This is a genomic window from Rhodococcus sp. P4_F5 (assembly GCF_056401315.1).
On sequence record NZ_JBFUJP010000018.1, the window covers coordinates 36337 to 51418 of the forward strand.

Genomic DNA, 15082 nt, shown 5'->3' on the forward strand with positions numbered 1-15082 from the left:
CGTCCGCGCTCGCCTCACGCGCCGCACCACCGCGCGCCGAGATGCCGTAGCGCAGTGTGCGTCCCCTCTCGCACCTGGACAAAGAGTAAGAGGATTACCGGAGAGTAACATGTAGGTCGTCTGCATGGTTTTCACTTAGAAAGAGCGAGGAAATTCATGACTGAGCGCGTTCAGGTCGGTGGGCTTCAGGTCGCCAAGGTTCTCTACGACTTCGTCAGCAACGAGGCACTGCCGGGCACCGGTGTAGACGCCGACGCCTTCTGGTCCGGCGCGGTCAAGGTCATCGAGGACCTCGCCCCGAAGAACAAGGCCCTGCTCGCCAAGCGCGACGAGCTGCAGGCGCAGATCGACGCGTGGCACCGCGAGCGCGCCGGTCAGCCCATCGACGCCGCCGAGTACAAGGCGTTCCTGCAGGAGATCGGCTACCTGCTGCCGACCCCGGCCCCGTTCGAGATCACCACCTCGAACGTCGACGCCGAGATCGCCAGCACCGCCGGGCCGCAGCTGGTGGTCCCGATCCTCAACGCCCGCTTCGCGCTCAACGCCTCGAACGCCCGCTGGGGCTCGCTCTACGACGCGCTCTACGGCACCGACGCCATCTCCGAGGCGGACGGCGCGGACAAGGGCAAGGGCTACAACAAGGTCCGCGGCGACAAGGTGATCGCCTGGGCCCGTGAGTTCCTCGACGCCGCCGCGCCGCTGGCCTCCGGCTCGCACGCCGACTCCAAGCGTTACTGGATCGACGGCACCGAGCTGAAGGTCGAGCTGACCGACGGCACCGTCACCACGCTCGCGCAGCCGGAGAAGTTCGTCGGCTACCTCGGCGAGAAGGACGCGCCCACCTCGGTGCTGCTGCGCAACCACGGCCTGCACGCCGAGATCCAGATCGACGCCTCCTCGCCGATCGGCCAGACCGACGCGGCGGGCGTCAAGGACGTCGTGCTCGAGTCGGCACTGACCACGATCATGGACTTCGAGGACTCCGTCGCGGCCGTCGACGCCGACGACAAGGTGGTCGGCTACCGCAACTGGCTGGGCCTCAACCGCGGCGACCTCGCGGAGGAGATCGACAAGGGCGGCAAGTCCTTCACCCGCACCCTCAACGGCAACCGCACCTACACCGCGCCGGACGGCGGCGAGCTCAGCCTGCACGGCCGCTCCCTGCTGTTCGTGCGCAACGTCGGTCACCTGATGACCAACCCGGCCATCCTCGACGCCGACGGCAACGAGGTCCCCGAGGGCATCCTCGACGCGCTGGTCACCAGCGCCTGCGCCGTCCACGGCCTGAGCACCGGCGACGCCAACGGCCCGCTGGCCAACAGCCGCACCGGGTCGATCTACATCGTCAAGCCCAAGCAGCACGGTCCCGAGGAAGTCGCGTTCACCGCGGAGCTCTTCGGCCGCGTCGAGCAGGTCCTGGGCCTGCCCGCGAACACGCTCAAGGTCGGCATCATGGACGAGGAGCGCCGCACCACGGTGAACCTGTCCGCGTGCATCAAGGAGGCCAGCGACCGGGTCGTCTTCATCAACACCGGGTTCCTGGACCGCACCGGCGACGAGATCCACACCTCCATGGAGGCCGGCGCCGTGGTCCGCAAGGCCGAGATGAAGAAGCAGCGTTGGATCTCCGCCTACGAGGACTGGAACGTCGACACCGGCCTGGCCGACGGCCTGCAGGGCAAGGCGCAGATCGGCAAGGGCATGTGGGCGATGACCGACCTGATGGCGGACATGCTCGAGCAGAAGATCGGCCAGCCCAAGGCCGGCGCCAACACCGCCTGGGTGCCGTCGCCCACCGGCGCCACCCTGCACGCGACGCACTACCACCGCGTGGACGTGTTCGCGGTGCAGGACCAGCTCAAGGGCAAGCCCCGCTGCACCGTCGACGACATCCTCACCATCCCGCTCGCCCCGAGCACCGACTGGTCGGACGCCGAGAAGCGTGAGGAACTCGACAACAACTGCCAGTCGATCCTCGGCTACGTGGTCCGCTGGATCGACGCGGGCGTCGGCTGCTCGAAGGTGCCGGACATCCACGACGTCGCACTGATGGAGGACCGCGCCACCCTGCGGATCTCCAGCCAGCTGCTGGCCAACTGGATCCGCCACGGCATCGTCACCGAGGCCGAGGTCGTCGAGGCGCTCGAGCGGATGGCTCCGGTGGTGGACCGTCAGAACGAGGGCGACGCCGACTACCGTCCGATGGCGCCGGACTTCGACACCAACATCGCCTGGCAGGCCGCGAAGGAACTGATCCTCGAGGGCGTCAACCAGCCGAGCGGCTACACCGAGCCGATCCTGCACCGCCGTCGCCGGGAGTACAAGGCCGCCAACGCCTGACCCCTCCTGACCGCCGCCGATGCCGCCGTCCCGACCTGTCGGGCCGGCGGCATCGCCGCATCTTCCGGCCCGGCCCGGATCCGTAGACTGGCGTCCGGCCGATCATCGACAGGCCCGCTCGGCGCGGGCAGACGGAGTGGGACGTGGGTCAACATCGCGGGGCATCCGGATCCAGAGGTGTCAGCCGGGGGCCCGTCATCGCCGTGGTCGCGGTGCTGCTGGTGATCCTTGCGGTGCTCGGCTGGATGCGCCTGCGCGATCGCATCTCCGACCAGGGCACCGCCGCCGCACAGACCTGCGTCGAGGGCGACGCCGTGCTCGACGTGACCGCCGACCCCGACATCGCACTCCCCCTCGGCGAACTCGCACGCCGCTACAACGACTCCGCGCCCGTGGTGCGCGACCACTGCATCAGCGTGACGGTGACCCCGGCTCCCGGGGAGTCCGTCGCCGACGCGCTCGCAGCCGGCGACCCCGCGCACTGGACCGGACCCGGACCCGCCCCCGCGCTGTGGATCCCGCAGAGCTCACAGTCCCTGGCCCGGGTCGCCGACCGTCCCGGTCTGGTGAACGGCCAGCCGAAGTCGGTCGCCTCCTCCCCCGTCGTCCTCGCCGCGCCGCCCGCCCTCGCCGACACTCTCGCCGGCCGACCGACCGGCTGGCAGGATCTCGCCGGCCTGCAGTCGGACCCGCGCTCGCTGGACACGGCGGGCCTGTCCGGGTGGGGGTCGCTGCGGCTGGCGCTGCCCACCGGTGCCGGATCGGAGCCGACCGGCCTGGCCGCGGAGGCCGTCGCGGCCGCGGTGTCGAACGCGGGCACCGGCCCGGTCACCGCAGAGCAGGCCGCCTCCACCCCGGTGGTCGCCGCCCTCTCGCAGCTCGGGATCGGGTCCGCGGCCCTCGACGGCGGCCCGCCGGCCACCACCGCAGACGCACTGGCCGCCCTCGGCAGTCAACCGCATCCCGCGGCCGGCGCCCTGCACGCGACGCCTGCCACCGAGCAGCAGGTGTACCGGGCGACTCGGTCCGGCGCGCCGCTGGCCACCCTGACGCCCACCGGCGCCACGCCCATCGCCGACCACCCGGCCGCGGTCCTGGCCACGGGTTGGGTCGACGAGACCCACAGCCGCGCCGCCGCCCAGTTCGTGGAGTACCTGCGCCAGCCGGAGCAGGCGGCCACGTTGCGTGACGCCGGATTCCGGACCGAGGACGGCGTGCCGACCGGCACCGACGCCGTGCCGTTCACCCCGGTCGCGACCGCTCTGCAGCCGAGCAGCGGCGCCGTCGCCGCGACGCTCACCGGCGTGGTCACCCATCCCGTCGCCGCCGCGAACGCCACGGTGCTGCTGGACGTCTCGGGTTCGATGAGCACGACGGAGGGCGGCGCCAGCCGGTTGCGCAACACCGCGGCGGCGCTCACCGCACAGGTCGCGCGCACGCCGGACTACTCCGGACTCGGACTCTGGACCTACTCCCGCGGGCTTGACGGCACCAAGCCGTACCGCGTCGTGGTGCCCACCGGGCCGCTGACCGACCCGGTCGCCGGCGTCGCCCGCCGGGAGGCCCTCGAGACCGCGCTCGGCGGCCTCACCMCGGCCACGGCGACGTCCACGTACGCGTCGGTGCAGGCGGCGTACAAGGCCGCGGTCGACGGATTCGTCACGGGCCGCCCGAACTCGTTGCTGCTCATCACCGACGGCCCCAACGACGACACCTCGATCAGCTCCCGCCAACTCCTCGCCTCGATCCGGGACGCGACGGTGCCGGGCAAGCCGGTGCCCGTCAACGTGATCGTCATCGGCGAGAACTCCGACGTCGCCACCCTGCGACAGCTCGCGGAGCAGACCGGCGGCACCGCGGTCACCGTGCCGACGTCGGACGGACCGGAACTCGAGCAGGCCGTCGGAAAGCTGCTGTCCTGACGGATGATCCGGCTTCTCGTCTTCGGTGCGTTCCTCGCGCTCGTCAGTTGGCTGCTGCACCGGCGCCTCACCCACGCGGTGGGCCTCGGCCCGCGCGGCACTCGCGCGGTCGCCGTCGCCCTCGCCGGGGCGTGGGTGCTCACCCTGGTCGGCCTCGGCAGCGGCGAGGTCTTCGACCCGTCGTGGGCCCGCGGACCTGCGTTCGTGGGCTGGGTCTGGCTCGCCGTGATGCTGTACCTGGCGCTGGGACTGATGCTGGTCGCCGCCGTGTCCGGTGCCTCGCGCCTGCTCTCGCGCACTGGCGGTGGTGAGTCGAGCGGCCCCGGCCTGACGCGGCGCCGGCTGCTGCGCGGGGCGACCGCGACGGTCGTCCTCGCGTCCTTCACCGCTGTCGGGTACGGCGTCGGCGAGGCCGCCACTCCGCGCGTACGGCACGTCCGGGTCCCGTTGCGGCGCTTGCCCGCCGAGTTCGCGGGGACGCGGATCGCCCTGGTGACGGACCTGCACGTGGGACCGGCCCGCGGTGCCGGTTTCACCCGCGAGGTCGTGTCCGCGGTCAGCGCCGAGCGACCCGACCTGGTCCTGCTCGGCGGCGACCTCGTCGACGGCACGGTCGCCAAGGTCGGCACCGACCTGGCGCCGCTGGCCGACCTGCGCGCCCCGCTCGGCGTGTTCGGAGTGAGCGGCAACCACGAGTTCTACGCGGGCGACGGCGGCCGATGGCTGGACCTGTGGGACCGGCTGGGCATCCACACGTTGCGCAACGCCCGCGTCGAGCTGAGCCGTGGCGAGGCCGTCGTCGACCTGGCCGGCATCCACGACTTCACCTCGCCGGCGCCGTACGAGCCCGACCTGCGCGCGGCGCTTGCCGGACGCGACCCGGACCGTTTCGTGATGCTGCTCGCGCACGAACCCAAACAGGCGCTCGAGGCGAACGAACTGGGCGTGGACCTGCAACTGTCCGGGCACACGCACGGCGGTCAGATGTGGCCGCTCGGGTACCTGGTGCCGCTGCAGCAGCCGTCGGTGACGGGCCTCGACCGGATCGGCGAGACCGTGCTGTACACCAGCCGGGGCGCGGGCGCGTGGGGTCCGCCGGTGCGGGTCGCCGCGCCGCCCGAGATCACGATCCTCGAGCTGACCGTCGACCCGGGCTGACCGTCCGTCGCCCGTGCTTCCGAGTGACCGAATGTCGCATTCGCTCAGTCAGGCGGGGTCAGAGGCACCAGACGAGATCTGCGGAGCCCGGCAGCGGGACCGAGAAGCAGATGTTCAACGACCCGTTCCCGAGTGGACGGCGCTCGGCCGAGGCGCTCGGCGCGGCGACCGCGCCGAGCGCGACAACGACGGCGGTGGCAGCGACGGCTCTTACGAGGATGGACTTCATGGCCTGCACCTTTGGCTGGACGACGGCGGCGTTGCGGCCGCCATCCGCAATCGTCCTCCCCGCGTGACGTTGTACACAATGATCGTTCGGGTCGCTCACGACTTGGCGTCAGCACCGATGTCCGCGCTCCCCAATGTCACAGCGACGCCCGTATGGGCAGCCGCTGTGACATTGGGGGCCAGGAATTCCGGGTCTAGTCGGCGAACGCCTCGATCGGCGGGCACGAGCACACCAGGTTCCGGTCGCCGTGGGCGCCGTCGATACGACGGACCGGCGGCCAGATCTTCGGGGCGTCCTTGCCGGCGGGGAAGACGGCGAGCTCGCGCGAGTACGGGTGCTCCCAGTCGCCGACCAGGCAGGCCGCGGTGTGCGGGGCGCCGCGCAGCGGGTTGTCCTCCACCGGCCACTCGCCGGCGGCGACCCGGCCGATCTCGGCGCGGATCGCGATCATCGCGTCGCAGAACCGGTCGATCTCGGCCAGGTTCTCCGACTCGGTGGGCTCGATCATCAGCGTGCCGGCCACCGGGAAGCTCATGGTCGGGGCATGGAAACCATAGTCCGCCAACCGCTTTGCCACGTCGTCGACGGTGACGCCGGTGTCCTTGGTGATCGGGCGCAGGTCCAGGATGCACTCGTGCGCGACCATGCCGTTCTCGCCGGTGTAGAGCACCGGGAAGTGCTCGTCGAGCCGCCGTGCGATGTAGTTGGCGGACGCGATGGCGGTGAGCGAGGCCTGACGCAGCCCTGCCGCGCCCATCATCCGGATGTACGCCCAGGTGATCGGGAGGATCGACGCGCTGCCGTAGGGCGCCGCCGAGACCGGCCCGGCGCCGCCCAGCTCGGGCGCCATCGGGTGCCCGGGCAGGAACTGGCTCAGGTGCGAGCGCACCGCGACAGGCCCGACGCCCGGACCGCCGCCGCCGTGCGGGATGCAGAACGTCTTGTGCAGGTTCAGGTGGCTGACGTCGCCGCCGAAGCGACCGGGGCGGGCGAGCCCGACCAGCGCGTTCAGGTTGGCGCCGTCGACGTAGACCTGTCCGCCCGCGTCGTGCACGGCCGCGCAGATCTCGGCGACCTCGTGCTCGTACACGCCGTGCGTGGACGGATAGGTGATCATGATGGCTGCGAGCCGCTCGGCGTGGTCGGCGATCTTCGCCTTCAGGTCGTCGAGGTCGACGTCGCCGTTGGGACGGCACGCCACCACCTCGACCTGCATGCCCGCCATCACCGCGGAGGCCGCGTTGGTGCCGTGCGCGCTGGACGGGATCAGGCAGGTGTCGCGGTGGTCGTCGCCGCGGCTGAGGTGGTAGCTGCGGATCGCGAGCAGGCCGGCGTACTCGCCCTGGCTGCCCGCGTTCGGCTGCAGACTCACCGCGTCGTAGCCGGTGATCGCGGCCAGCCAGTCCTGCAGGTCGGTGATGATCTGCAGCATGCCGGGGGCTTCGCCGGTCGGCGCGAATGGGTGCAGCCTGTTGAACTGCGGCCAGGTGATGGCCTCCATCTCGGCGGCCGCGTTGAGCTTCATGGTGCACGACCCGAGCGGGATCATGCTGCGGTCCAGCGCGATGTCCTTGTCCGAGAGCCGGCGCAGGTACCGCATCATCGCGGTCTCGGTGCGGTACGCGACGAAGGCCGGGTGGGTCATGAACAGGGAGGTCCGCGCGAGCGACGCCGGCAGCGAGTCGGCGCCCTGCGGCACCGCCGCACCGCTGACCCCGAACGCGGCCAGCACGGACTCGAGGTGCGCCGCGGTGGTCGCCTCGTCGCAGGAGATGCCCACGTGGTCGGCGTCGACGCGCCGCAGGTTGACGTTCCAGGCCTTCGCGGCCGAGGTGACGGCGTCGGCGCGGCCGGGCACCCGGGCGAGCACGGTGTCGAAGAACGCCTCGTGCACCACCTCGACGCCCGCGGCGCGCAGCCCGGCGGCGAGAGCGGTGGCGTGGCCGTTGACGCGCCGGGCGATCGCCCGGAGCCCGTCGGCGCCGTGGTAGCTGGCGTACATCGCGGCGAGCACCGCGAGCAGGACCTGCGCGGTGCAGATGTTGGAGGTGGCCTTCTCACGGCGGATGTGCTGCTCACGGGTCTGCAGCGCCAGCCGGTACGCCTTGTCGCCGTCCGCGTCCACGGAGATGCCCACGAGTCGGCCGGGAAGCTGGCGGGCGTGCTTGCTGTGCACCGCGAGGTAGCCGGCGTGCGGCCCGCCGAAGCCCATCGGGACACCGAAACGCTGGGTGGTCCCGAAGCAGGCGTCCGCGCCCTGGTCGCCGGGCGGGGTCAGCAGGGTCAGCGCCAGCAGGTCGGCGCCGACCGCGACCAGCGCGCCACGCTCGTGCGCGGCGGCGATCAGGTCGCCGTGGTCGACGACGCGGCCGGACGCGCCGGGCAGCTGCGCCAGCACGCCGAAGAACTCGCCCTCGGGCAGTCCCTGGGTGAGGTCCGCCTCGACGAGCTCGATGCCGAGCGGCGTCGCCCGGGTCTCGATCACGGCACGGGTCTGGGGGAACAGGTCGACGTCGATCACGAACCGCGGCGAGCGACTACGGCTGGCGCGACGCAGCAGGGTCATCGCCTCGGCCGCGGCGGTGGCCTCGTCGAGCATCGACGAGTTGGAGACCTCCATGCCGGTCAGGTCGGCGACCATGGTCTGGAAGTTGAGCAACGCCTCCAGCCGGCCCTGGCTGATCTCCGGCTGGTACGGCGTGTACGCGGTGTACCAGGCCGGGTTCTCGATCAGGTTCCGCACCAGCACCGGCGGGGTGAGGGTGTCGTAGTAGCCCAGCCCGATCATGGAGGTGGCGACGGTGTTCTGGTCTGCCAGCCGGGTCAGTTCGGCGAGCACCTCGTGCTCGGAGAGCGGCGCGGGCAGCACGTCCAGGCCGTCGCTGACCCCGTCCGTGACGGTGTCGAGGATGACCTCGGGGACGGCCTTGCCGGCCATCTCATCGAGGCTCGCGACGCCGACGACGTCGAGGATCCGGGCGAGCTCGCCCGCGTCCGGACCGACGTGGCGGTCGACGAAGGTGTGGCTTCTGGCGTCTGACAAGGCAACTCCCGCGGGGTGAAGGGTCCTAGGACACGCCCCGCGTCGTGCGGTGCGCTCCTCCCCCTCTGTCGCCTGCTCGTCGCCGCGAGCGCCTGAGAGATTCGGAAACCGACGACGGTCGGCCCCTTTCCCCGTGGGCGGGTGGGTACTCCCACCGCTTTCCAGAGACGTCGTAGCCCGCGCGGTCCCTTGTGCCTGAGAGATTGACGGGGAGGTGTTGCTCCTTCGGCGTCCGGAGCGAAATCCTCCGGAACTCTCCCGCGCGACGCGACGTACCTAGAATTCTAGGCTACGAATTCACCTGCGCGCGACGGCCCAACCCGTCGGGGGCTGTGTCCGCCGACACGTTTCTCGACGCCGGTGTCAGCCGATCTTGCGGTTGGCCCGGTTCTTGCGACGCGACGCCAACTCGTCCTCGGGGCTCGGCTCGCTCTCGCCGCCGTCGGCCCGCTCGGCGGGGAAGTCCGCGATGGCGCCGGTCAGCTCGCGCATTGCGCCGCTGACCGCGATCCCGAACACGCCCTGACCGCCCTGCAGCAGGTCCACGACCTCCTCCGCGGAGGTGCACTCGTAGACGGTGGTGCCGTCGGAGAAGAGGGTGATCTTGGCCAGGTCGCCGACGCCACGCTTGCGCAGGTGATCGACCGCGACGCGGATGTTCTGCAGGGAGATGCCGGTGTCGAGCAGTCGCTTGACGATCTTCAGGACCAGGATGTCCTTGAAGGAGTACAGGCGCTGGCTGCCGGATCCCGCGGCCCCGCGGATCGACGGCACCACCAGTGAGGTGCGGGCCCAGTAGTCGAGCTGGCGGTAGGTGATGCCGGCGATCTGGCAGGCGCTGGGCACCCGGTAGCCGACCAGTTCGTCCGGCACGGAGTCGTCGGGGAACAGGCCCGGCTGCATGTCCTCCACCGGACCAGAGGGAATCTGCGACTCGGGGACGGGGGTCTCGACGACCGGGGCGTTCGGAGTCTGGGCGTTCGGAGTCTGGGAATCGCCGCTCGATGCGTCGTCACCGGCCGACCCGGCCCGGGCTCCCGGGTTCGAGACGAGGTTTCGCCGAGGATCCTGCGGCTGATCTACCACTGACTGCTCCCTCTCGCACGGACAAATCCCATACCGTGGATTCAACTCAGGGTACGCCCCGGGACGAATCACATGATGGATATTTACTGGTGCAGACGGTATGGGGCCACGAAACCGCGGTCAACGCAACACGCCCAAGCGGCACCTACCAGAAGTCACAACGATCTGGTTTCTCCAGGTCGCGACACGGAGGCAATTGTTACGTATCTGTTGCTTTGAAGTCGTCAGGGGACACCGACTCGAGAAACTCCTTGAACTTCTCGACCTCGTCCTCGCGCTCGTCCGGCATCACCAGGCCCGCCTCGGCCAGCACGGTCTCCTCCGCGAAGATCGGCACCCCGGCCCGCAGCGCGATCGCGACGGAGTCCGACGGCCGGGCCGAGACCCGCAGATCCTCGTCGAAGACCAGGTCCGCGTAGAACGTGCCTTCCTGAAGGTCCACGATCCGCACCTCGCGCAGCGTGTGGCCGAGCGCCCCGATCAGGGTGGTGATGAGGTCGTGGGTGAGCGGACGCGCCGGCTCCACGCCCTGCTGTTCGAGGGCGATCGCCGCGGCCTCCGTCTGACCGATCCAGATGGGGAGGTACCGGTCGCCGTCGGCCTCCCTGAGCAGCAGTACCGGCTGATTCTGTGGCTGCTCGACACGAATACCGATCACACGCATCTCGCTCATCGCGTCTGCCTTCCGTCTGCCGTGGCACTGTCCCCGCACACCGAAGCGGTACCGCCGATTCTATTCCGACACCGCGACGCGTTCGACTCCTGCGGGGTCAGCGATCTAGGGCGCCACGCACCGCGGTCTTGACCAGGCAGGTGTGCAGCGTCAAGGACAGCGCCGCCAACTCGCGGACCATCTCCTCCGCGCGGTCCCGGGCGCCCGCGTCACGACCCTTGGCCACCGGCCCCGCGATCTGGGCGACCAGACCGGCCTCGCGGTCGGCCGCCAGCTTGAATGCACGCAGGTGCCGCACCTCGAGCCCGAACGCGGACATCGCCTTCGCGGTCCGCGCCAGGGTCACCGCCTCCTCGTCGAAGAAGCCGGCGGCGCCGGGCACCACCAGCCCACCGCGGATCAGCTCGGTGAGGAATCCCTCGTCCGTCCCCGAACGGGCCAGCAGGTCCACCCGGCTGATCCGCACCTCACGGTCGGCGCGGAACTCCTCCGGGGAGACCTCGCCCGGCGCGATGGCCAGCGCCCGCGGCCGTCGCGGCGGCGAGTCCGGGGACCCGACCACCGCGACACCGCGGTCGATCGCCTCGAGCTGTTCCTTGATGACCTTGAGCGGCAGGTACTGGTCGCGCTGAGCAGTCAGCACAAACCGCAGCCGTTCACAGTCCGACACCGAGAACCGCCGGTATCCCGACGGAGTGCGCTCCGGACTGATCAGCCCCTCCGCCTCGAGGAAGCGGATCTTCGAGATGGTGATGTCCGGAAAGTCGGGGCGCAACCGGTCCAGGACGGAGCCGATCGACATCCCGCCCTGGGTCCGCTGCCGGACGGCAGTCATCAGCTACCCGAACCCGCAGCCGAGTCGCCGGACGCGCCGCGGGGGCCGGTCAGGAACACGAGACGGAACTTGCCGATCTGCACCTCGTCGCCGTTGGCGAGCGTGGCGGAGTCGACCGGCTCCCGGTTGACGTAGGTGCCGTTGAGGCTGCCCACGTCGACGACCTGGAAGTCGTTCTCGTCCTGACGGAACTCGGCGTGCCGACGGCTGACCGTGACGTCGTCGAGGAAGATGTCGCTGTCCGGGTGCCGACCGGCCGAGGTGGTCGGCTGGTCCAGCAGGAATCGCGATCCGGCGTTGGGGCCGCGCTTGACGACGAGCAGCGCCGAACCGACAGGCAGACCCTCCACCCCGGAAACCGGCGCCTCGGCGGCTGGCGTGGCGGTCGCCGTGCCGTCCAGTTCACTGAGGAAATCTGCGCGGAAAACCGACGTGGTTTCTGCCGGCGTTTCCCCAAGAACCGCGTCGTTGTCGTTCTCGCTCACCGTTTCTCCTCCTCAGTCCGACCGATCCGGGAGACCTCCCGGACAAATCTATAGCCACAACCACATTCCGATGCGGACCTGCGCCCCGACACGGCGAATGCGCTCGCCTTCGACCGTACCCTGCGACAGCCTGTCCGCGTAGACATCGCCGGTCGAGTCGGGTGCAGGTTACTCGCCTGCGAGCGCCTTGTAGGCGTCCGCGTCGAGCATTCCCGCGAGCGCGGCGTCGAGGGTCGCCTCGTCGGCGACCTCCAGCTCGACCAGCCACCCGCCAGCGTACGGAGCGGAGTTCACCAGCTCCGGGCTGGCCTCCAGATCCGCGTTTGCCGCAATGACTTTCGCGTTCAGTGGAGCGTAGATGTCCGAGACGCTCTTGGTCGACTCGACCTCGCCGAAGGAGTCACCGGCGACGACGTCCTCGTCGACGGCGGGCAGCTGTACGAAGACGACGTCGCCGAGCTGCGACTGCGCGAAGTCCGTGATGCCGACCCGAACGGTGGCCGGTCCGGTCCGCTGGACCCATTCGTGCTCCGCCGTGTAGCGCAATTCGCTCGGCGTATTGGTTTCACTCACCGTGAGGTCCTTTCGACGATCTTCCGAGGGGCGCGCCGCGCGCGCCGTTGACAAATCGGAGATCTCAGTTGCCGGGACGAGAGTATTGGCGTGGTTTCGTCTCTCGCAAGGCGGCGATCGTGACCTGCTGCGATTGATCGACCGATACCCGGCCGCCGCTGCGCGCGACGGTGTCCACCACGCCACCGGGAATGTTCAGCGCCGCCGCCAGCGTCGGCGGGTCACCGATCGCGACCACCTTGTACGGCGCCGCCAGCGCGGTCCCGTCGAGCTGAATCCGGCCCGCCTGCCCGGTCACCCAGGAATTCACCCCGATCCGGATCGGCTCGGATCCCGCGCCGCCCACCTCGATCGCCTCGGCACCGGCCGCCCGCAACTCCTGAATCAGGTCCAGCAACACCTCCGAGCCGACGCCGTTGTTCGGGTCGGTGACGGTCAACTCCACACCCGGTCCGGTCGCCGGGGCGGCGCCCACCTGGATCGACAGCGCCGCCAGCCGTGCCTTCGCCTCCGCCAGCGCCGCCTCGGAGCCACCGCCGCTGCGCTGCAGGGTCGCCAGCGTGGCCTCGAGCGAGGCGACCTCCTCGCGCAGCGCCGCCTCCCGCTGGTTGAGGTTGTCCAGCAGCACCAGCAGGTCCGCCGGCCGGGCGGAGTCCAGGCTGTCGCCGGAACCGGTGTCGCGCACCTGGGTCACGATCGCGACGCCCAGGACCCCCACCAGCAGCGCCGCCAGCAGCCCGAAGACCACCCGGGACCGGCGCGCGGCCGCGGTGGTGTCGGTGCGCAGCTCATGCCTGCCCTCGCCGTTCACCGCTCACGCACCGAACAGTCGACGCCGCAGCGCGGCGGCGTTGCCGAAGATCCGGATGCCCAGGACCACTACGATCGCGGTGGACAGCTGGGTCCCCACGCCGAGCTGGTCACCGAGCCACACGATCAACGCCGCCACCAGCACGTTGAACACGAAGGACACCACGAACACCTTGGCGTCGAATATCTCGTCCAGGTACGCCCGCAGGCCGCCGAACACCGCGTCCAGCGCCGCCACCACCGCAATCGGCAGGTACGGCTGCACCGCGTCGGGCACCTGCGGGCGGAACACCACGCCCAGCACGATCCCCGCGACCAACGCGAGCACCCCGTAGATCGCGTACCCGTTCTTCACGGCCTTGACCGGCTTCACTGCCCACTCACCTCACGTGCGGTTCGAATCTCCCGGGTGGATGCCCCGGGTACGGAAAGGTCGTCCTGCTCGGTCACGGTGAATCCCGCGCCGTAGAGCTGTGCCACGCCGGACATCCGGAGGTAGGCCTCGCTCACCACGAACCCGGTCTGCATCTTGGCGGTGGACCCGATCGCCGAGATCACGTACGGCGACGGCACCGGCTGGTTGTCCACGAGCATCGCGCCACCAGCCTGCCGGACCGTGACGGCCGGACCAACCCGGACGCCGCCCACGGCGACCGCCTCGGCGCCGCTGGCCCACAGCGCGTTCACCACCGACTGGATGTCCCGGTCCAGGACCACCGGCTTCGCGGCGCGCGCGTTTGGCCTGGACTGGTCGGACAGGTCCGGCCGAGCCGACGGGTCGGTGAGGGTCACCTGGAGACCGGGTCCGTGCACCGGGTCCAGCGCCGCCGCCTGCTCCATCGCGCCGAGCCGGCCGAGGACGTCCGCGCCGTGCGCGTCGCCTGCCAACGCGGCGGCCCGCAGGGTCTCGGTCTGTGCGGCCAGCTCGTCCCGGGTCCGGGCGAGGTCGTCGCCGCGGGACTCGGCGGCGTCGACCTTGGTCAGGATCTCGCTGCGCACCTGGTCGGTACCCGGCGCCCGGTCGCTGGCCTGCGCGTACGCCACCCCGAACAGCAATCCGAGCACGATGCCGCCCGCCACGCACCACGCGGTCGCGTGCAGCGGCTTGTGCAGCGAGTGGCCGCGCGCCCGGTCCTCGGCGGCCGCCGCGTAGCCCGGGTCGAGCCCTTCGTTCTGCAGTGCGCGCAGCAGCGCCGGGGCCGGGTTGCGGCGAACTTCCTCCCGTTTCACCGGCGTTCTGGCTCCGTCTGCCGCGCACCGACCGGCACCTCACGGGCGATGTTCGCCGCGGCCAGCAGGTACAGCAGGCCGGTCCACACGTACAGGCCGGTGCCCCAGATGAGCAGCGCGTAACCCCAGGCCCGCGCGATCGGGGCGAATCCCCAGTCGCCTTGCGCGGCCAGCACCAACGGCAGCGCGAACATCAGGGCGAACGTGGCGGCCTTGCCCAGGTACAACACGGCGGGCGGCGGCAGCCCACGACGACGGTAGATCGGCAGGACCAGCGCCAGGATCAGGTCGCGCCCGATCAGGACGGCCGCCACCCACCACGGGATGATGCCGCGCAGCGCGAACCCGACCAGGGTGGTGATCACGTACAACCGGTCCACCAGCGGGTCCAGCAGCGCACCCAGCCGGGAGGTCTGGTTCAGCAGCCGCGCCAGCTTGCCGTCGGCCCAGTCGGTGAACCCGCTGAGCATCAGGATCGCCAGGGCCCAGCCGTCCGCCTGCGGGACGAGCAACAGGTACAGGAACAGCGGGATCCCGAGCAGACGGATCACGCTGAGCACGTTGGGCACCGTCAGCACCCGGTCGGTCACCACCGGCTCCGCGACGGCCGCCTCGCCCGCAGTCGCTTCTGGGACGTTCGGGCCGTCCGCCACACCACGTGGCCGGTCTCCGGTGTCCATTGGTCCCCCTGCGCTGTC

14 protein-coding genes and 1 riboswitch are annotated in these 15082 nt (G+C 70.7%); of the genes, 3 read left to right on the forward strand and 11 right to left on the reverse strand.

Annotated features, from left to right (window positions below; genetic code table 11):
- Nucleotides 1-156: 156 nt before the first annotated feature.
- From AC1DU4_RS10225 to AC1DU4_RS10235, 3 genes are all read left to right on the forward strand, one after another.
- Nucleotides 157-2340 (forward strand): malate synthase G, encoded by a 2184-nt coding sequence (locus AC1DU4_RS10225; RefSeq protein ID WP_477839488.1) that lies wholly within the window; start codon nucleotides 157-159, stop codon nucleotides 2338-2340.
- Nucleotides 2341-2483: 143 nt separating this feature from the next.
- Nucleotides 2484-4262 (forward strand): substrate-binding domain-containing protein, encoded by a 1779-nt coding sequence (locus AC1DU4_RS10230; protein WP_477839490.1) that lies wholly within the window; start codon nucleotides 2484-2486, stop codon nucleotides 4260-4262.
- Between the two features lie 3 nt (nucleotides 4263-4265).
- Nucleotides 4266-5420: a metallophosphoesterase gene (locus tag AC1DU4_RS10235; protein WP_477839492.1), complete on the forward strand. Its 1155-nt coding sequence runs from the start codon at nucleotides 4266-4268 to the stop codon at nucleotides 5418-5420.
- A gap of 58 nt (nucleotides 5421-5478) precedes the next feature.
- Here AC1DU4_RS10235 and AC1DU4_RS10240 read toward each other — a convergent pair whose 3' ends face one another.
- The 11 genes from AC1DU4_RS10240 to AC1DU4_RS10290 all read right to left on the reverse strand — a co-directional run bounded on the left by AC1DU4_RS10240 (nucleotide 5479) and on the right by AC1DU4_RS10290 (nucleotide 15064).
- The gene (locus AC1DU4_RS10240) at nucleotides 5479-5649 is read right to left on the reverse strand and encodes a hypothetical protein (protein ID WP_477839494.1); all 171 of its coding nucleotides are present in this window, start codon (nucleotides 5647-5649) and stop codon (nucleotides 5479-5481) included.
- 193 nt (nucleotides 5650-5842) lie between these two features.
- Nucleotides 5843-8692 carry an aminomethyl-transferring glycine dehydrogenase gene (gcvP, locus tag AC1DU4_RS10245; RefSeq protein ID WP_477839496.1) on the reverse strand — a complete coding sequence of 950 codons (2850 nt, stop codon included), beginning with the start codon at nucleotides 8690-8692 and terminating at the stop codon, nucleotides 5843-5845.
- A gap of 172 nt (nucleotides 8693-8864) precedes the next feature.
- Nucleotides 8865-8963: riboswitch (glycine riboswitch) on the reverse strand.
- Between the two features lie 92 nt (nucleotides 8964-9055).
- On the reverse strand, nucleotides 9056-9595 hold the full coding sequence (locus tag AC1DU4_RS10250; protein ID WP_245709293.1) for a MerR family transcriptional regulator: 540 nt from the start codon (nucleotides 9593-9595) through the stop codon (nucleotides 9056-9058).
- A 382-nt stretch (nucleotides 9596-9977) separates the two neighbouring features.
- Nucleotides 9978-10451, reverse strand: a complete 474-nt coding sequence (locus AC1DU4_RS10255) for a bifunctional nuclease family protein (RefSeq protein WP_072845207.1) — start codon at nucleotides 10449-10451, stop codon at nucleotides 9978-9980.
- Between the two features lie 97 nt (nucleotides 10452-10548).
- Complete coding sequence (gene ftsR, locus AC1DU4_RS10260) at nucleotides 10549-11286, reverse strand: transcriptional regulator FtsR (protein WP_072845206.1); 738 nt, start codon at nucleotides 11284-11286, stop codon at nucleotides 10549-10551.
- Nucleotides 11286-11771: a glycogen accumulation regulator GarA gene (garA, locus tag AC1DU4_RS10265; RefSeq protein ID WP_072845205.1), complete on the reverse strand. Its 486-nt coding sequence runs from the start codon at nucleotides 11769-11771 to the stop codon at nucleotides 11286-11288. Before garA ends, ftsR begins: the two co-directional genes overlap by 1 nt.
- 168 nt (nucleotides 11772-11939) lie before the next feature.
- Nucleotides 11940-12344 carry a glycine cleavage system protein GcvH gene (gene gcvH / locus AC1DU4_RS10270; protein ID WP_477839499.1) on the reverse strand — a complete coding sequence of 135 codons (405 nt, stop codon included), beginning with the start codon at nucleotides 12342-12344 and terminating at the stop codon, nucleotides 11940-11942.
- A 64-nt stretch (nucleotides 12345-12408) separates the two neighbouring features.
- On the reverse strand, nucleotides 12409-13155 hold the full coding sequence (locus AC1DU4_RS10275; protein ID WP_477839501.1) for a DUF881 domain-containing protein: 747 nt from the start codon (nucleotides 13153-13155) through the stop codon (nucleotides 12409-12411).
- Nucleotides 13156-13158: 3 nt separating this feature from the next.
- The gene (locus AC1DU4_RS10280; RefSeq protein WP_072845315.1) at nucleotides 13159-13509 is read right to left on the reverse strand and encodes a small basic family protein; all 351 of its coding nucleotides are present in this window, start codon (nucleotides 13507-13509) and stop codon (nucleotides 13159-13161) included.
- A 14-nt stretch (nucleotides 13510-13523) separates the two neighbouring features.
- Nucleotides 13524-14384 (reverse strand): DUF881 domain-containing protein, encoded by an 861-nt coding sequence (locus AC1DU4_RS10285; protein WP_477839503.1) that lies wholly within the window; start codon nucleotides 14382-14384, stop codon nucleotides 13524-13526.
- The gene (locus AC1DU4_RS10290) at nucleotides 14381-15064 is read right to left on the reverse strand and encodes a CDP-alcohol phosphatidyltransferase family protein (RefSeq protein ID WP_477839505.1); all 684 of its coding nucleotides are present in this window, start codon (nucleotides 15062-15064) and stop codon (nucleotides 14381-14383) included. Before AC1DU4_RS10290 ends, AC1DU4_RS10285 begins: the two co-directional genes overlap by 4 nt.
- Nucleotides 15065-15082 lie beyond the last annotated feature (18 nt).